At 37.3% G+C, this 17,774-nt stretch carries 16 protein-coding genes; 8 read left to right on the top strand and 8 right to left on the bottom strand.

Features of this window, described 5'->3' with window-relative positions; all coding sequences use genetic code 11:
• Nucleotide 1: 1 nt before the first annotated feature.
• The 7 genes from ABS766_RS08525 to ABS766_RS08495 all read right to left on the bottom strand — a co-directional run bounded on the left by ABS766_RS08525 (nt 2) and on the right by ABS766_RS08495 (nt 6,829).
• Nucleotides 2-934, bottom strand: a complete 933-nt coding sequence (locus ABS766_RS08525; RefSeq protein WP_408084715.1) for a UDP-3-O-(3-hydroxymyristoyl)glucosamine N-acyltransferase — start codon at nt 932-934, stop codon at nt 2-4.
• Nucleotides 935-1,004: 70 nt separating this feature from the next.
• Nucleotides 1,005-1,571, bottom strand: a complete 567-nt coding sequence (gene efp, locus ABS766_RS08520) for an elongation factor P (protein WP_408084714.1) — start codon at nt 1,569-1,571, stop codon at nt 1,005-1,007.
• 27 nt (nt 1,572-1,598) lie between these two features.
• Entirely contained in the window at nt 1,599-2,384 is a 786-nt protein-coding gene (lpxA, locus tag ABS766_RS08515) for an acyl-ACP--UDP-N-acetylglucosamine O-acyltransferase (protein ID WP_408084713.1), read from the bottom strand.
• Between the two features lie 9 nt (nt 2,385-2,393).
• Nucleotides 2,394-3,788 carry a bifunctional UDP-3-O-[3-hydroxymyristoyl] N-acetylglucosamine deacetylase/3-hydroxyacyl-ACP dehydratase gene (locus ABS766_RS08510; protein WP_408084712.1) on the bottom strand — a complete coding sequence of 465 codons (1,395 nt, stop codon included), beginning with the start codon at nt 3,786-3,788 and terminating at the stop codon, nt 2,394-2,396.
• Nucleotides 3,789-4,829 carry a UDP-3-O-(3-hydroxymyristoyl)glucosamine N-acyltransferase gene (gene lpxD / locus ABS766_RS08505; RefSeq protein ID WP_408084711.1) on the bottom strand — a complete coding sequence of 347 codons (1,041 nt, stop codon included), beginning with the start codon at nt 4,827-4,829 and terminating at the stop codon, nt 3,789-3,791.
• 23 nt (nt 4,830-4,852) lie between these two features.
• A complete protein-coding gene (locus ABS766_RS08500) occupies nt 4,853-6,097 on the bottom strand; it encodes an HD domain-containing protein (RefSeq protein ID WP_408084710.1) in 1,245 nt (414 codons plus the stop codon).
• A gap of 348 nt (nt 6,098-6,445) precedes the next feature.
• Entirely contained in the window at nt 6,446-6,829 is a 384-nt protein-coding gene (locus tag ABS766_RS08495) for a hypothetical protein (RefSeq protein ID WP_408084709.1), read from the bottom strand.
• A 132-nt stretch (nt 6,830-6,961) separates the two neighbouring features.
• Here ABS766_RS08495 and porX point away from each other — a divergent pair, with 132 nt between their 5' ends.
• The 6 genes from porX to ABS766_RS08465 all read left to right on the top strand — a co-directional run bounded on the left by porX (nt 6,962) and on the right by ABS766_RS08465 (nt 13,240).
• On the top strand, nt 6,962-8,515 hold the full coding sequence (porX, locus tag ABS766_RS08490) for a T9SS response regulator signal transducer PorX (RefSeq protein ID WP_408084708.1): 1,554 nt from the start codon (nt 6,962-6,964) through the stop codon (nt 8,513-8,515).
• Between the two features lie 8 nt (nt 8,516-8,523).
• Nucleotides 8,524-8,931: a tRNA (adenosine(37)-N6)-threonylcarbamoyltransferase complex ATPase subunit type 1 TsaE gene (gene tsaE / locus ABS766_RS08485; protein ID WP_408084707.1), complete on the top strand. Its 408-nt coding sequence runs from the start codon at nt 8,524-8,526 to the stop codon at nt 8,929-8,931.
• A 52-nt stretch (nt 8,932-8,983) separates the two neighbouring features.
• Nucleotides 8,984-10,177: an alanine dehydrogenase gene (locus ABS766_RS08480; RefSeq protein ID WP_408084705.1), complete on the top strand. Its 1,194-nt coding sequence runs from the start codon at nt 8,984-8,986 to the stop codon at nt 10,175-10,177.
• Nucleotides 10,178-10,311: 134 nt separating this feature from the next.
• Entirely contained in the window at nt 10,312-11,136 is an 825-nt protein-coding gene (locus ABS766_RS08475) for a sulfite exporter TauE/SafE family protein (protein ID WP_408084704.1), read from the top strand.
• A gap of 89 nt (nt 11,137-11,225) precedes the next feature.
• Nucleotides 11,226-12,968 carry an APC family permease gene (locus tag ABS766_RS08470; RefSeq protein WP_408084703.1) on the top strand — a complete coding sequence of 581 codons (1,743 nt, stop codon included), beginning with the start codon at nt 11,226-11,228 and terminating at the stop codon, nt 12,966-12,968.
• A 104-nt stretch (nt 12,969-13,072) separates the two neighbouring features.
• Nucleotides 13,073-13,240 carry a hypothetical protein gene (locus ABS766_RS08465; protein WP_408084702.1) on the top strand — a complete coding sequence of 56 codons (168 nt, stop codon included), beginning with the start codon at nt 13,073-13,075 and terminating at the stop codon, nt 13,238-13,240.
• Between the two features lie 88 nt (nt 13,241-13,328).
• Here ABS766_RS08465 and ABS766_RS08460 read toward each other — a convergent pair whose 3' ends face one another.
• Nucleotides 13,329-14,951 (bottom strand): ABC-F family ATP-binding cassette domain-containing protein, encoded by a 1,623-nt coding sequence (locus ABS766_RS08460; protein WP_408084701.1) that lies wholly within the window; start codon nt 14,949-14,951, stop codon nt 13,329-13,331.
• A gap of 158 nt (nt 14,952-15,109) precedes the next feature.
• Between ABS766_RS08460 and ABS766_RS08455 the strand changes: the two genes are divergently transcribed.
• Nucleotides 15,110-16,498, top strand: coding sequence for a TlpA family protein disulfide reductase (locus ABS766_RS08455; RefSeq protein WP_408084700.1), 1,389 nt, complete (start codon nt 15,110-15,112; stop codon nt 16,496-16,498).
• 97 nt (nt 16,499-16,595) lie between these two features.
• Entirely contained in the window at nt 16,596-17,600 is a 1,005-nt protein-coding gene (locus tag ABS766_RS08450; protein ID WP_408084699.1) for an aldo/keto reductase, read from the top strand.
• Nucleotides 17,601-17,774 lie beyond the last annotated feature (174 nt).

Raw genomic sequence — 17,774 nt, 5'->3', positions numbered from 1 at the left:
CTTATTTTTTCAGCATGCTGAGAATTTCGGGTATCTTTTTCACATTGGCAAGCTGTTTCAATTTTTCCCTCGATTCTTCTGCCGGCGATCCAAAGTATACCTTACCACCTTCTAATGATTTAGAAATGCCAGACTGTGCATGTATAATTGCTTTAGTGCCAATGGTTATAGCGCTGGTTACCCCTACCTGTCCCCACATAGTTACTTCATCCTCAACAATCACACAACCTGCAATACCTGTTTGCGAAGCAATAAGACATCTTCTGCCAATAACAGTATCATGGCCTATATGTACCTGGTTATCTAATTTAGTACCTTCTTTAATAGTGGTATCGCCTGTTACTCCTTTATCAATAGTACATAACGCGCCAATGCCCACATTATTTTCTATTACTACCCGTCCGCCCGAAATTAAAGGGTCAAAACCTTCAGGGCGTTTTTTATAATAAAAGGCATCTGCCCCTATTACCGTACCGGCATGTATTACTACATTATCACCAATCACAGTATTGTCATATACAGCAACATTAGGGTGTATAACGCAGTTTTTACCAATAGTGACGTTGTTGCCAATAAAAGTGTTAGGTTGTATTACGGTACCTTCACCTATTTTTGCAGAAACAGAAATTGCTGTTGCTGATGGCCTGAACGGATTGAAATAATTAGTGAGTTTGTTAAAGTCCCTAAAAGGGTCATCAGATATTAAAAGTGCCTTGCCCTGCGGGCAATCTACTTTTTTATTAATTAAAATAACAGTAGCTGCAGATTGCAGTGCCTTTTCATAATATTTAGGGTGGTCTACAAATACAATATCACCCGGTTCAACAACATGAATTTCGTTCATGCCGTGCACCGGAAATGCATCTTCGCCAACGTACTCACAACCTATAATATTTGCAATTTCCTTTAAAGGGTATATACTTGGAAATTTCATTGCAGTAAAAATTTAAATGGCTGGTAAAAAAACAGGGTTTACTAAAATGCAAACCCTTATATATTTAAAGTTATTCTTTAACCCGTTCCTGGTAAGAGCCTGTTGCAGTGTCAATTTTAATTTTATCACCTTCATTAATAAAGAGGGGTACATTAACACTTGCACCTGTTTCTACAGTAGCAGGTTTTGTAGCATTGGTTGCAGTATTACCTTTTACTCCGGGTTCGGCATATGTTACTTCAAGTATTACAGAAGGCGGCATATCTACAGATAATGGCGCTTCTGTCTCGGCGTTGATAATTACCATTACATTTTCACCCTCTTTTAGTAAATCCGGGGCATCAAGTATATTTTTGTTAAGTGCTATCTGCTCAAATGTTTCGGCATGCATAAAGTTAAACATATCTCCTTCTGCATATAAATACTGGTATTTATGCGTTTCTACCCTTACGTCTTCAATTTTATGGCCGGCAGAAAAAGTATTGTCTAATACTTTACCTGTGGTAAGGCTTTTAAGTTTTGTGCGCACAAACGCCGGTCCTTTACCGGGTTTTACGTGTAAAAATTCAATAATTTTATAGATATCGTGGTTAAACTTAATGCATAAACCGTTTCTTATATCTGATGTACTTGCCATTTTATGTTTGTTTAAAAATCAAATTTATTAATAATTTCCTGAATACCCCTTCATAATACCCCTTGAAGAATTTCTTGTAAACATGATGATTTCATCACGCTCCGGGGTTGCCTCCATCTCGGCCTCTACAATTTCTATAGCCTGAGAATTGTTGTAATTTTTTTGGTAGAGTATGCGGTATATATCCTGTATTTCCCTGATTTTTTCGGGCGTAAAGCCACGCCTTCTTAGCCCTACCGAATTTATGCCCACATAAGAGAGTGGCTCACGCGCTGCTTTTACAAAAGGAGGTACATCTTTACGTACTAAAGACCCGCCCGTAACAAAAGCATGGTTGCCTATAGAGCAAAATTGGTGTATGGCAGTAAGCCCGGCAAGCACCACATAATCTCCTACAGTAATATGCCCTGCTAAGTTAGAGTTGTTAGAAAAAATGCAAAAATCGCCCACAATACAGTCATGCGCAATATGAGAATACGCCATAATAAGGCAATTTTTGCCTATTTTGGTTTTCATACGGTCTACTGTACCACGGTTTATGGTAACACACTCTCTTATGGTAGTGTTATCGCCAATTTCGGCAGTAGTTTCTTCTCCCTGGTATTTAAGGTCCTGTGGTGGCGCTGAAATAACAGCACCGGGAAATATATTACAGTTTTTGCCAATCCTGGCACCTTCCATTATAGTTACGTTAGAGCCTATCCATGTGCCTTCTCCTATTTCCACATTATTATGTATGGTAGTAAAAGGCTCAATAACCACATTTTTGGCTATTTTGGCACCCGGATGTACATATGCTAAAGGTTGATTCATACTTTCTGTTTAGCTGTTAGCTGATTTTGTGATTTGTGCCATAAGCTCTGCTTCGGCAACTAATTTTCCATTGGCATAGGCGTTAGCCTGCATGTGGCATATCCCCCTGCGAATTGGAGAAAGCAGGTCGCATTTAAATACAAGCGTATCGCCCGGCAATACTTTTTGTTTAAATTTTACATTGTCAATCTTCATAAAGTAGGTAAGGTAATTTTCCGGGTCTGGCACAGTACTCAATATAAGTATACCACCTGTTTGTGCCATAGCTTCTACAATAAGAACACCTGGCATTACTGGCGCCCCCGGGAAATGCCCTACAAAAAAGCCCTCGTTCATGGTTACATTCTTAAGCCCTACCACATGGGTATCGCTCATTTCAAGAATTTTATCAACCAGCAAAAACGGGGGTCTGTGCGGCAACATAGCCATTATTTTGTTTACATCCATAAGGGGCTCCTTATTAAGATCGTAAACAGGTACTTGGTTACGTTGTTCTATTTTTATTATTTTAGATAGTTTTTTGGCAAATTGTGTATTTACAAAATGCCCTGGTTTATTGGCAATTACTTTACCCCTTATCCTTACCCCTACAAGGGCAAGGTCGCCAATAACATCAAGCAGTTTATGGCGTGCAGCCTCATTAGGGTAATGCAGTGTAAGATTATCTAAAATACCATTTGGTTTTACCGAAATACTTTCTTTTCCAAAAGCCTTTTTCAGGCTCTCCATTGTATCTGTAGATATTTCTTTATCTACATAAACAATAGCATTATTCAGGTCTCCGCCTTTTATAAGCCCGTTTTGCAACAATGTTTCGAGTTCATGCAAAAAACTAAAGGTTCTTGAATCAGAAATCTCAGCTTTAAAATCGTTAATATTTTTAAGTGTTGCATTTTGTGTGCCCAAAACTTTGGTACCAAAATCAACCATGGCAGTTACCTGGTAATCATCGGCAGGCATAACAATAATTTCGCTGCCGGTAGTTTCGTCAGTAAAAGAAATTACCTCTTTTACAACATACTCTTTTCGTTCGGCATCCTGCTCTTCAATCCCGGCCTTTTCAATGGCTTCTACAAAAAATTTAGAAGAGCCGTCCATTATAGGCGGTTCGGGTGCATCAAGCTCAATAATAACATTATCTACCCCACACCCCACAAATGCCGCTAAAACGTGCTCTGATGTTTGTATTTTAACCCCTTTTTTTTCAAGGTTAGTACCCCTTTGGGTATTTACCACATAATTAGCATCTGCCTCTATTACAGGTTGCCCTTCCAGGTCAACCCTTACAAAAGTATACCCGTTATTAACAGGCGCGGGTTTAAAAGTCATTGTTACTTCTTTTCCCGTATGCAGGCCAACGCCTTTCAAAGAAATTGAATCTTTAATCGTGGTCTGTTTAACCATTTATATACTGTTTTTGTTTGTTTCTTTGGCTGTTTTTTTGAGTTCGTTTACATCAGATACTATTTTAGGCAAATTCCTGAAATGGACATATGCTTTATTAAAATCTGTATAGGGTAAAGCAGGCGAACCCTGTATTGCTTCACCATCACTTAGGTTTTTAGATACACCGCTCTGGGCCTGTATACGCACATTGTTACCAATAGTAATATGGCCTACAATACCAACCTGGCCGCCAATAATACAGTTTTTACCAATTTTGGTAGAACCAGCAATACCGGTTTGAGAGGCTATAACGGTATTTTCTCCTATTACCACATTATGCGCAATTTGTATCTGGTTATCCAGTTTTACGCCTTTTTTAATTATAGTGCTTCCTAAAGTAGCCCTGTCTATAGTGGTACAGGCTCCTATATCAACATTATCTTCTATAATAACGTTGCCTATTTGCGGTACTTTGCTGTAAACGCCTTCTTCATTGGGGGCAAAGCCAAATCCGTCTGATCCAATTACAGTACCGGAGTGTATAACACAATTTTTTCCTATTTCTGTTTCAGAGTATATGCGTACCCCGGCAAAAAGTATGGTATTGTCTCCAATAACCACATTATCGCCCACAAAACTGTTGGGATAAATTTTTACATTATTGCCAATAGTAACATTTTTACCAATATAGCAAAAGCTGCCCAGGTAAAGGTCATCACCATAGGTAACATTTTCAGAGACTACAGAAGGCTGTTCAATACCAGACTTCATTAGTTTTACCTGGTTGTAATATTCCAGCAGTTTAGAGAAAGCTTTATAGGCATCTTCTACCTTAATAAGAGTAGTAAAAATTTCGTTTTCAGGCTCAAACGTTTTATTAACTATAGTAATAGATGCCCGTGTTGTATATATATAAGATGCATATTTAGGGTTAGCCAAAAAGGTAATAGCCCCCTCTGCCCCTTCTTCTATCTTCGCTAATTTATATACTTCAGCCTGTGGATTGCCCACTATCTCTCCTTCAAGTATACCTGCTATCTGTTCTGCTGTAAATTTCATTCTGACAAAAATATAAAATAAAATTAAAAAGCTGCTTTTTCCAAAAGTACTTTTGGATAACACAGGTAATACTTGGTTACAGGTTTAGACAAAGCTTTAATACTCAATTGGTCTGATGCTTCGGCTACATCCTCTATAGTACCGTCTTTTTTCAAAATATGTATGGGTTCTTCCGCTTTATTATAGGCCTGGTTTTTTAACTCGCCCTTAAAAACAAAATAGCGTGCTTCTTTTTCGCTTATGTTATACAAAGCTGCCACCTCTTGCCTTATGGTTAGTAAGGTAGGTTTATCAATTTTTTTAGACTGGAGCGTTATTTTTGGTAAATCACGGTTTATTATGCTTTTGCTGAGTTCGCTTAAAACAAAATCATCGTGAAACTGCCATTCTTTAATAGCGCTTATAATATCAAAATCATCAAGCTGCGAAAATGTAACTAAAATATCCGAAGTAAATTCTTCGGGGCCAATTTTGTTATTCAGAAAAAAATAAAGCGGTTTACTGGCTGTTACCTCTCGGTTAAGCGCCAACAGCTCTTTAGCACGTTTTAATACACGGGTTAGCATAAGCTCTGCCGCCACGCTGGTTTTGTGCAGGTAGGTTTGCCAGTACATAAGCCTGCGGGCTACCAGAAATTTTTCAACCGAATAGATGCCTTTCTCTTCTATCATTAATAAGTCGTCTTTTACGGTAAACATTTGTAATAGACGTTCACTATTAATGTTACCCTCGGCCACGCCGCTGTAAAAGCTATCGCGTTTCAGGTAGTCCATACGGTCCATATCCAACTGGCTCGATATAAGCTGCAGCATAAATTTACGGGGATATTCGCCTTTAAATATTTTCAGGGCAAGGTCCAGCTTTCCGTTAAATTCTGTATTAAGCTTTTCCATAAACATCAGCGATATGCTTTCATGGCTAATACCCTCTACAATACTGTGCTCCATGGCATGGCTAAACGGCCCATGGCCAATATCATGCAGCAGTATGGCAATGCAAAGGGCATTTTCTTCTTCTTCGCTAATTTCGGTGCCTTTAAAGCGTAAAACACCAATAGTGCGCTGCATAATATGCATGCAGCCCAACGCATGATGAAAACGGGTATGGTGCGCCCCCGGGTAAACAAGGTAAGAAAGCCCCATTTGCGAAATACGGCGCAGTCGCTGAAAATAAGGGTGTTGTATAAGATCGTACAATAAAGGGTTTGTAATGGAGATAAACCCGTATATAGGGTCGTTTAATATTTTCAGCTTATTTATTTGTCCCATGTAAGGATGGCTATATTTTTATCAAAGATACTAAGGCTACACCAAACCGCAAAGGCATATTTTAACGGTTGCTGTAAGGCTTTTAACGCTTATTAATAGTATGCGTTAAACATTGGTTAATCATATAGCATAAATCAGGTTTTATAGAGCCTATTCAGTAATTTTATGAAGGAATTTTTTGAAATAGTGATATGTGTTTACTATCAAAGCCAAATAAACAAAAACGTAAGAGTAAAATATAATTTTTTAAAACAGCTTCAAAAAAACCGCGAGGACAATAATAACGTTATTTTTTGTTACTTAGGTTATTGAAGAAGAGGTCTGCAAAGTTTTTTTTGCAGGCCTTTTTTATACACCCCATTCACATTTTCCTCTAATAATTTTATAAACATAATAATTAGTTTCCCATCCCTTTCCTGTAGAGAGTTCTAAACATAAAGCACTTGTTTTTTTATTTGAAGTTGAATGCAATTCCATATAAATATCATAAGCTAATGCTGCTATTTTTATCTCCGCCTTTTTCAAAGAATCCTCCATGTATTTTTTCATATTTTCAATAGTTTCACTTCCATTCATAATTTCTTCATTAGTATAATATCCAAGCGGTATGATTTTATCACTTTTATAAATTAAACCAAAAGGAGCAAATTCTCCTATATCATTTATAAAAACTTCTGCCTGAAAAAAGATATTTTGCTTAACTTCCAATATATTATCTTCTGTTATTTCCATCAAAAAAATATTTAAAATAAGACTTCAATAAAATATATATTATTTCATTTTTATAAAAAAATTAATATAAAAATAGTTAAATAAATTTAACTTGCAGGCGTTATACACTGAACGAAAATTCCCGCATTACACATGAATGATATAAAAATATTATGGGTTGATGATGAAATAGATATGCTTAAACCCCACATACTTTTTCTTGAAAAGAAGAACTATAAAGTTACTACCGCCAACAATGGACAGGATGCACTGGACATGTTTAACGAAGAAAACTTTGATATTGTTTTTCTTGATGAGAACATGCCGGGTATCAGCGGACTTGAGGTACTTTCGGAAATGAAAGAGAGTAAATCATCGGTACCTGTAGTAATGATTACCAAAAGTGAGGAAGAATATATAATGGAAGAGGCCATTGGCTCTAAAATTGCCGATTACCTTATTAAACCGGTAAACCCCAACCAAATACTTCTTTCACTTAAAAAAAACCTTGATAACAGCCGACTGGTATCCAGCAAAACCACATTAGATTACCAAAAAGAATTCCGTAAAATATCTATGGAGCTTTCTATGGTAAATTCGTGGGAAGACTGGATTGAACTCTATAAAAAACTTATTTTCTGGGAGCTTGAGCTTGAAAATATTAATGAGCAGGGGCTGGTTGAGATACTGGAATCGCAAAAGCTGGAAGCCAATTCGCAGTTTGGTAAATTTATTGAGAAAAACTACGAAGACTGGTTTGAACCTAAAGCTGATAAACCGGTACTATCACATACCCTGTTTCGGGAACTTGTAGTGCCCGAAATAAAAAAGAAACAGCCCCTGCTTTTTGTTGTTATTGATAATTTGCGCTATGACCAGTGGAAAGCTTTTGAAAGTGTTGTAGCCAATTATTACAAACTTGAAAAAGAGCACCCCTACTACTCTATTTTGCCAACCGCTACCCAATATGCACGTAATGCCATTTTTAGTGGGTTAACCCCATTAGAAATGGAAAAGAAGTACCCGCAATATTGGAAAAATGATGTAGATGAAGGAGGTAAAAACCTGTATGAAGGCGATTTTTTAACTGAGCAGCTGCGCCGCCTTGGCATGCGTGAGCTTAAACAGGAATATTACAAAATCACTAATTTTAGGGATGGTAAAAAACTGGTAGATAATTTTAAAGGTTTAAAAGATAATGATATCACTACCATAGTATATAATTTTGTAGACATGCTTAGCCACGCCAAAACAGAGATGGATGTGGTAAAAGAGCTTGCCAGCAATGATAAAGCATATCGTTCACTCACCCTGAGCTGGTTCCGCAATTCGCCTTTGCTGGAAATGATACAGCAGGCACAGCAAATGGGCATGCGTTTAATTATTACTACAGACCACGGTACTATAAACGTGAAAAACCCGAGCAAGGTAATTGGCGACCGTAATACCAGCCTTAACCTGCGTTATAAAACCGGGCGCAGCCTTACGTTTGAAGAAAAAGATGTATATTTTATAAAAGACCCAAAATCTATACAGCTGCCTGCCATTAATATGAGCAGTTCTTATATATTTGCCAAAAATGATAATTTCCTGGCTTATGTAAACAATTATAACCATTATGTAAGCTACTATCGCAATACCTACCAGCATGGAGGTATTTCTCTGGAAGAGGTTATTATACCGTTTTTAGTATTTAATCCGAAATAATACCCCGCATGGAGAAACATTTTTCATTAGATGAAATAGATGATGTGGCAGCACAGGTACTAAATTATAATATAAAAAATATCATTCTTTTAGAGGGCAGCATGGGCGCAGGTAAAACTACTTTTATAAAAGCGCTTTGCCGGCAATTTGGGGTAAGCGATTTAACTTCAAGCCCAACTTTTTCTATTGTTAATGAATATGTTGCTGCCAACGGCAAAATTATTTATCATTTTGACCTTTACAGGCTTACTAATGAAGAAGAAGCGTATGATATGGGTATAGACGAATACTTTTATTCAGGTGATACCTGCCTTATAGAGTGGCCTGAAAATGCGCCAAACCTCATTCCTTTAGACCATACTGTTATTAAGATTGAAGCCCTGCCAGATGGCATGAGGCATTTGATTGTAAATTAATATGTAATATTTTAAATTTTTGTAAATTGTATCAAAATATACCAGCAGAGCCATGTCGTTAACACCATTTACAAAGCAGCAGCTCATACCACAGGAAGAAAAACTGGAGGTAGGCAGGCATAAAAGTGAGCTTTTTATTGGCTTACCGGCAGAAACATCATACCAGGAGCGCAGGATATGCCTTACACCAGATGCGGTAAACTCCCTTACAGCCCATGGGCACAGGGTATTAATTGAATCAGGGGCGGGTAAAAGCGCCAGCTACAGTGATAAAGAATACAGCGATGCTGGTGCAGAAGTAACAAGTGACCCGCATAAGGTATTTTCATGCCCTATAATACTAAAGGTTGAACCGCCTACCAGTAAGGAGATTGAAATGATGAATCCTGAAACCCTCCTTATTTCTGCACTACAGTTAAAAACCCAAAAAAAAGAATTTTTTGAGTCGTTAAAGGCAAAAAAAATAACGGCCATTGCCTTTGAATATATTAAAGACGAAGACGGCTCTTACCCCGCCGTAAAATCGCTTAGTGAAATTGCAGGCACCGCCTCTATACTTATAGCAGCCGAACTTATGATAAGCCAAAAACTGGGCAAAGGCTTGCTTTTTGGTAATATTACCGGCGTATCTCCTACAGAGGTTGTTATACTAGGTGCAGGCACAGCTGCAGAATTTGCCGCTAAAACGGCTATTGGCCTTGGCGCAAGCGTAAAAGTTTTTGATAACTCTATAAACAAACTCCGCAGGCTGCAAAACAACCTTAACCAGCGTATATTTACCAGCACCATACAGGAAAAAACACTGCTAAAAGCCCTGATGCGTTGTGATGTTGCCATTGGTGCCATGCGTGGCAAAGACCGTAGCCCGGTTGTAGTAAGTGAAACCATGGTAGAGCGTATGAAGCGCGGCGCAGTAATAATAGATGTATCTATTGATACCGGCGGGTGTTTTGAAACCTCTGATGTTACTACCCACGAAAAGCCAACTTTTGTAAAACATAATGTAACGCATTATTGTGTACCAAATATACCCTCACGTTACAGCAAAACGGCATCACTTTCTATCAGCAACATTATAAGTCCCTTTCTTTTGCAAATGGCAGATGACGGAGGTATAGAGAGCGCCATAAGATGTAACCCAGGTTTAAAAAATGGTGTTTACTTTTATCATGGCAGGCTTACTAACCGCAGCATTGGCGAATGGTTTACCATTGATGTAACCGATATAAACCTACTGGTTTTTTAAAAATCCAACATTAGTCTACTAACTCTATATTGTTACATTTTTATTTGTTTTTATGTTAATTACAAAACAATTCTGCTTTTTATTTTAGGCTAATATTATTTTTTATATCATTTTTGCAAAACAAGAATCTTGTTTTGACAAACGTATTACTTATTTTATCCGGCTTTGCCATTGGTACATTCGGAACACTTATAGGTGCCGGGGGCGGCTTTATGCTGGTGCCGCTACTTCTTATCTTTTATCCGGAGCTTAGCCCGGAAATTGTTACCGGTATTTCTATAGCGGTTGTGGCTGTTAATGCTATTTCGGGGACATTTGCTTATGGTAAATCCAGACGTATTGATTATAAAGCAGGTATTATTTTTGCCCTCTTTACCATACCGGGTTCAATTTTGGGGGTGTATACCGTTCAGTTTATTCCGCAAAAAACATTCAACCTTATCTTTGGGCTTTTATTAATACTGCTCTCTGCCTACCTTTTTTTAAAGAGAATGGCTCAAAGAGATGACTCAAACAATACAAACCTGCCCAAGCACCATATACAACATATATTAACTGATAGTAAAGGCACTATATACAGATACAGCTATAACCCCTGGGTAGGAAATATTATTAGTATTGTTGTAGGGTTTATTTCCCCTTTATTAGGTATAGGCGGTGGTATAATACATGTACCTGCCATGGCGCACTGGCTCAAATTTCCGGTATATATTGCTACAGCCACATCGCACTTTATACTTGCCATTATGGCTACTGTAAGTGTATTAACCCATGTTGCAAGCGGTACTTACTCTGATACCGAAACCCAGTACATGATATTATTTCTTATAATTGGCGTGGTACCCGGTGCACAACTCGGCGCTTATTTTTCGCATAAAGTTAAAAGCCAGTTTATACTCAGGGCGTTGGCAGCCTGCCTTGTAATAGTAGGCATAAGGATATTGTTGAATAGCTTTTAAAAAAATAAATTATTTGCTAAAGTTTACAAGTACTGTAAAGTATTATTGTAATTTTAAATACAAAATATTTTTTTATCAAAACACCTGAAATGAAAGATAAAATTGTTCATAAACTTAATGAATTACAGGCTACGGCCATTTGCGGAAACGATATCAGTTCATCTTGCCTGTATGTATCGGCGCTTACCATAGGCTATGCAGGGCAATATGCATGGATATCATTACTAATAGTAGCTTTTGTACTTTTTTTATTCAGGAAAATTTATGGCGAAGTTGTAGGGGCCTTGCCTCTTAATGGGGGTGCCTACAATGTGCTACTTAACACTTCTACTAAAAGAATCGCTTCTATAGCCGCTATACTCACAGTACTTTCCTATATGGCAACAGCAGTACTTTCTGCTACCGAGGCAATGCACTATCTGGAAAATATTATACCAGGGTTAGACATACGTATAGCCACCATTGTAGTACTGGGAGCTTTTACATTACTTTCTATTATAGGTATTGGAGAATCGGCTGCCGTGGCCGTTTTTATTTTTATAGTACACCTTATTTCGTTATTTCTTTTGGTTATAGCCTCTGTATACTTTGTCTCAGTAAATGGTTTTGATATTTTCAGGTTAAACTGGTCATTGCCCATAAATCCACGGGGTATGATTTACGTATTGTTTTTAGGCTTTTCGGCAGCCATGCTCGGAATATCTGGCTTTGAAAGTTCTGCCAACTTTGTTGAAGAACAAAAAAATGGGGTTTTCCCCAAAACACTACGTAACATGTGGGCTATAGTGAGTTTTTTTAATCCTGTTATAGCTATTTTGCTTATTGCTATTATACCTGTTGTACAGCTTGACGCACATAAAGAGTCTTTATTGTCATTTTTAGGGGCTACAACTGGTGGTGCCTGGCTGTCATGGCTTATTTCTATAGATGCAGTACTGGTATTATGCGGTGCGGTATTAACCTCTTTTGTAGGTGTGAGTGGGCTTTTAAAACGAATGACACTGGATAGGGTTTTGCCCAATTACTTTTTAAAAGAAAACAAACGTGGAAGCAATTACCGCATTATTATAAGCTTTTTATTGCTATGTGTTTCGGTGCTTCTTGTTACAAAAGGCCATCTGGAATCACTTGCAGGGGTATATACCTTTTCTTTTTTAGCGGTGATGTGTCTGTTTGGCATTGGTAATATATTACTTAAAATAAAACGCAAAAGGCTGCCCCGCCCAGAGCGTGCACCTATACCCTCTGTTATTGTTGCTATATTGTTTGTAGCCCTCGCCTTTTTTGGTAATATAATTTTAAACAGAGATGCTTTTATAACTTTTATAAAATACTTAATACCTGCCCTATTGTTTATAATAATTATGCTAAACCGTTCTTTTATAATACAGTTAGCATTAAATTCAATTGGATATTTTTATAAACCAGTTCGTAAATTTGCCATTGTGAGCAACAGGTATCTGCAAAAAATGCATAGAAAAATACATTCTCAGGAATTTGTGTTTTTTACCAAAGGAGATAATGTAGCCATACTTAATAAAGTAATGCAGTACGTTCAGGACAATGAAACCACAAAAAAGCTTAAAATAGTAAATGTAAAAAGTCCTGGCGATAATAACGAAGCACTTAAAATTGACCTGGAAGTTCTGGATAGGGCTTATCCTGAAATACATATTGAGTTTATTGAAATTGATGGTACTTTTGGCCCCGAACTTATAGATAAGCTTTCTAACAAATGGGCTATTCCTAAAAATTTTATGTTTATAGGTTCTCCTGGAGATAAATTTTCATATAAAGTTTCTGAACTGGGTGGCGTACGGCTTATTATGTAGTATAAAACTATTTACATAAATATAACTTAATTACATTTCTTTTAACTAAATTATATTTCAAGCCCTGTATCTTTATATGTACAATAACCTAAAGACATACTATTATGAAAAATCGTATTATAATACTCGGGCTGTTTGCTATGTTATTACCGCTGCTTACCGGTTGTGAACTGGTAGGAGATATTTTTCAGGCAGGTATTGGCGTGGGCATATTTATAGTAATTGCTGTAATAGCACTTATTATATGGCTTATAAGCAAGTTCAGGAAATAAAAAAAGCTGTGTCTCAAAAGTATTGTAATTCCGTACGAAGTATTTTCTAACGTTAAGAATTACAATACTTTTGAGACACCTCTATGTTTTATGAATACATTTTCTTTCTCAGTTCTTTTATTTTTTCGTCATCAAAATAATCATCAAAAGTAAGGTAACGGTCTATAGCGCCATTAGGGGTAATTTCCAGTACCCTGTTTGCTACAGTATGTGCAAACTCATGGTCATGCGTGGTAAATAGCACCGAACCTTTAAAGTTTTTAAGCGAATTATTAAATGCTGTTATACTCTCAAGGTCAAGGTGGTTGGTAGGCTCATCAAGCATCAGCACATTAGCGCGCATCATCATCATCCGCGATAACATACAGCGTACTTTTTCACCTCCTGAAAGTACCCTGCCTGTTTTAAGGGCCTCTTCACCGCTAAAAAGCATTTTACCCAAAAATCCGCGTATGTAAACTTCATCACGCTCCTCTTCTGTTTTAGCCCATTGGCGCAGCCAGTCAACCAGCGTAAGGTCATTCTCAAAATACTCATGGTTGTCAGACGGAAGGTAACTCTGTAACGTAGTAACACCCCATTCAAAACTACCGGCATCGGCTTTCATTTTGTCATTTAAAATTTCATAAAAAGCAGAAGTAGCACGTGAATCTTTAGATACTACTACCACTTTATCGCCTTTTGCCATATTAAAGTCAATATCCTTAAATAGCAATTCACCATCTACTGATGCTGTAAGGCCTGTAATATTAAGTATCTGGTCTCCCGCTTCACGCTCCTGGTCAAATATAATGGCAGGATATCTCCTGCTTGATGGTTTAATATCGTCAATCTTAAGTTTCTCAAGCATTTTTTTACGGCTTGTAGCTTGTTTGGATTTTGCCACGTTAGCGCTAAAACGCATAATAAACTCCTGTAGTTCTTTTTTCTTTTCTTCCGCTTTTTTATTCTGTTGGGCACGTTGCCTTGCCGCTAACTGGCTAGACTCATACCAAAATGTATAATTACCGGAATACTGGTTCATTTTACCAAAATCAATATCTGATATATGGGTACATACCGCATCCAGAAAATGTCGGTCATGCGATACTACAATTACAGTATTGTCATAACCGGATAAAAAGTTTTCCAGCCAGCCAATTGTTTCAAAATCCAGGTCGTTGGTAGGCTCATCCATTATTAGTACATCAGGGTTGCCAAAAAGCGCCTGTGCCAAAAGCACCCGTACCTTCAGCTTGCTGTCCATATCACCCATAAGGGTATAGTGGTGCTCCTCTTCAATACCAAGGCTTGATAAAAGCGCTGCAGCATCGGCATCGGCATTCCAACCGTTCATTTCTTCAAAAATAACCTGTAACTCCCCTACCCTTTCAGAATCTTTGTCCGAAAAATCAGGTTTCAGGTAAATATCATCCATTTCTTTTTTTACGGCAAAAAGTGTCTTATTCCCCATCATTACGGTTTCTATAACCGTATTTTCATCAAACATGTTGTGATTTTGGTTAAGAACAGACATGCGTTTGCCAGGCTCTAAATGAACGTGGCCTGATGTAGGGTCTATATCGCCGGCAAGTATTTTTAAAAAGGTTGATTTACCTGCCCCGTTAGCACCTATTATACCATAACAGTTACCTTGTGTAAAAGAGGTGTTTACCTCGTCAAACAAAATTCTTTTACCAAACTGAACCGATAGATTTGAAACTGATAGCATTTAATTAAATTTTGGCAAAAGTACAAAATTATATGGTCTTACCCACACTTTAACCAATGCTTTATAAAGCCTTATTTTAACTGTATTTTAACTAAATTAATCGTATATTAAAATACTTTTGCGTGTAGTACAATTATTTGGACAATTAAAATCACCTGATGTTCCGAAATTATAAATCACTGCTTATTATTTGTATTATTTTCACGTTGGCTTCCTGCCAGGGTGATGATGATGATACTACTGTATATTTCGGGGGTGAAATTACCAATCCGCGTACACCCTATATTATACTGAGCAAGAATAACAAATTTGCAGACACTATTAAACTGGATAAAAATAACAGGTTTTTTGTTAAGTATGATTCCCTTGCGCCGGGTATGTATAACTTTAAACACGGTACAGACTATCAGTTTGTTTATTTTGACCGTAACGACAGTATAATGCTTTCGGTTAACACCGCAAATTTTGATGAATCGGTAGTGTTTAGCGGACGGGGTAATGAAAAAAATAATTTTATGATGGAGCTGTACCTTAAAAATGAAGAGGACAGGAACCAAATGTATAATGTTTATAGTTATGACTATAATTCCTTTATTAAAAATATAGATGCTACATACAGCAAAAGAAAAAAGTTTTATGAAGAGGGCAAGAAAAAAATAAACTGGAGTGATGGGTTTGACTTTTTTGGAAGGGCGCGGCTTAACCTTAATTATTATACTAAAAAAGAATATTACCCTTATTTGCATGACCGACGCACCGGTGAAAATATAATTGCCCAACTGCCTGGTAATTATTATGATTTCCGTAAAGAAATTAACCTTGATAATACCGAATTTATAGGCTTTTCTCCTTATATGCGGTACCTTTCAGGCATGCTCAACAACCGAGCTTATAGCCGTAAAGGGCGTGTAAGCAACCTTGAAAATAACGTATTTAATGATAATATTGCCAAGTTGCGCATTGCCGACACCTTATTTAAAAATGAGCAGGTTAAAAATGATGTGCTTAATAACGTAGCTTTTGGTTACCTTATTGAAGACCAGAATACAATAAATAACCAGAAATTTTTATCAGAATATCTGGAGCGCTCTACAGATGACAGTAAAGAAAATGAGATCCGCAATATTGCCAAAGGTGTTAAATCTCTTAAAGAGGGTAATAAACTCCCCCAGATAAAACTGGTGGATGTTAATAATAAGTATTATGACATTAATAACGTCAATAAAAAAACGGTAATTTTTTTCTGGACAAGTTGTGCCCGCGCACGGTTATCTGCTATTTATGATAAAGTAAAGGATTTAAAAGAAGAATATCCTGATGTAAACTTTATTGCCGTGAATGTGGATTACGAAAACGAATGGAAAAAAACATTATCGCTTTACCCCTATAATGATGCCCTGCAACTGCGTGCTTATGATCTTGAAACGCTAAAAGACAAATGGGCGCTTACTAAAATTAACCGTACTATAATATTAAACCCTGACGGTAGCATAAAAAATGCTTTTACCAACCTTATGGACCCAAAATTCTCTACCTATCTTAATTGATTAATTATTTGAATTTTGCAATACATGGTTTGATTACTATAAGCTATACCATCTGTTCAGGATGTATTTTTGTATAGTACAATTTAAATATTTTACCATGAAATATAATGTATTAGGCAATACCGGCATACAGGTTTCAGAGTTATGCTTTGGCACTATGACTTTTGGTAGCCAGGGTATATGGAAAGCCATTGGCGGCACACAACAGCAGGAAGTGAACCAGCTTATGCGTACCGTGGTAGATTCCGGCATTAATTTTATTGATACCGCAAATGTTTATTCATTAGGAGAATCAGAAAAGCTATTAGGGCAATCTCTTAAAGATGTAGGCCTTAACCGTCATGAACTGGTTATAGCCAGTAAGGTGCGCGGTCCAATGAGCGAAAGCCTTAATGATAAAGGCCTTTCACGCTTTCATATATTTAATTCTATAGATCAAAGCCTGCAAAGGTTACAAACAGACCACCTGGATATACTATATGTTCACGGTGTAGATGAGCGCACACCTGTAGAAGAAACCATGCGGGCGCTTAATGATGTTGTGCTGAGTGGCAAAGCCCGCTACATTGCCGTATGCAACTGGCCCGCCTGGATGGTTATGAAAGCACAGGGTATAGCCGAAAAACACGGTTGGAATAAATTTATAGGGCTACAGTATTTTTATTCGCTTGCAGGAAGGGATATTGAACGTGAAATTATACCCCTTGCCCAGGACCAGAACCTGGCTGTTATGCCCTGGAGTCCGCTTGCAGGAGGGTTTCTATCCGGTAAATATACCCGCGAATCTGAAAACAATGAAGGCCGCCGTGCTAATTTTGATTTTCCTCCAATTGATAAAGACAAAACTTTTGACATTATTGATGTAATAACCCAAATGGGTAATAACCGCGATGCGAGCCCAGCTCAGATTGCGCTGGCATGGGTAAGGCAACAGCCAAGGGTTACCAGTACCATTATAGGGGCAAAAAACGCACACCAGCTTCAGGATAACCTAAAATCGGTAAATATTACCTTAACCGAAGAAGAGTTGGAGAAAATAGATTCTGTAAGTGCGCTTAATAAAGAATATCCGCAGTGGATGGTTGAACGCCAGAGGTATTAATAAACCAGTAGTTTGTTATAATTTTAAAAGTACAGAGCCCCTCCAAAAGGGGCTCAATTTATTTCAGGCAATTGCAGTAAACACCCTTATAAAAATTTATTTAACAAAAAATGGTATTTTTTTTCTTTTTTATTATGTTCAAAAGCTTATTATACCTTATTTTTGCTGTCCTTT

Source organism: Flavobacterium rhizosphaerae, from assembly GCF_046000445.1.
GTDB classification, from domain to species: domain Bacteria; phylum Bacteroidota; class Bacteroidia; order Flavobacteriales; family Flavobacteriaceae; genus Flavobacterium; species Flavobacterium rhizosphaerae.
Note: the sequence above shows the minus strand (reverse complement) of the source record. Positions and strands in the feature narration are given on the sequence as shown.

Coding starts and splice junctions, on each gene's coding strand:
- ABS766_RS08525 (WP_408084715.1), bottom strand. CDS start 934: ATGAAATTTCCAAGTATATACCCTTTAAAGGAAATTGCAAATATTATA.
- efp (WP_408084714.1), bottom strand. CDS start 1,571: ATGGCAAGTACATCAGATATAAGAAACGGTTTATGCATTAAGTTTAAC.
- lpxA (WP_408084713.1), bottom strand. CDS start 2,384: ATGAATCAACCTTTAGCATATGTACATCCGGGTGCCAAAATAGCCAAA.
- ABS766_RS08510 (WP_408084712.1), bottom strand. CDS start 3,788: ATGGTTAAACAGACCACGATTAAAGATTCAATTTCTTTGAAAGGCGTT.
- lpxD (WP_408084711.1), bottom strand. CDS start 4,829: ATGAAATTTACAGCAGAACAGATAGCAGGTATACTTGAAGGAGAGATA.
- ABS766_RS08500 (WP_408084710.1), bottom strand. CDS start 6,097: ATGGGACAAATAAATAAGCTGAAAATATTAAACGACCCTATATACGGG.
- ABS766_RS08495 (WP_408084709.1), bottom strand. CDS start 6,829: ATGGAAATAACAGAAGATAATATATTGGAAGTTAAGCAAAATATCTTT.
- porX (WP_408084708.1), top strand. CDS start 6,962: ATGAATGATATAAAAATATTATGGGTTGATGATGAAATAGATATGCTT.
- tsaE (WP_408084707.1), top strand. CDS start 8,524: ATGGAGAAACATTTTTCATTAGATGAAATAGATGATGTGGCAGCACAG.
- ABS766_RS08480 (WP_408084705.1), top strand. CDS start 8,984: ATGTCGTTAACACCATTTACAAAGCAGCAGCTCATACCACAGGAAGAA.
- ABS766_RS08470 (WP_408084703.1), top strand. CDS start 11,226: ATGAAAGATAAAATTGTTCATAAACTTAATGAATTACAGGCTACGGCC.
- ABS766_RS08465 (WP_408084702.1), top strand. CDS start 13,073: ATGAAAAATCGTATTATAATACTCGGGCTGTTTGCTATGTTATTACCG.
- ABS766_RS08460 (WP_408084701.1), bottom strand. CDS start 14,951: ATGCTATCAGTTTCAAATCTATCGGTTCAGTTTGGTAAAAGAATTTTG.
- ABS766_RS08455 (WP_408084700.1), top strand. CDS start 15,110: ATGTTCCGAAATTATAAATCACTGCTTATTATTTGTATTATTTTCACG.
- ABS766_RS08450 (WP_408084699.1), top strand. CDS start 16,596: ATGAAATATAATGTATTAGGCAATACCGGCATACAGGTTTCAGAGTTA.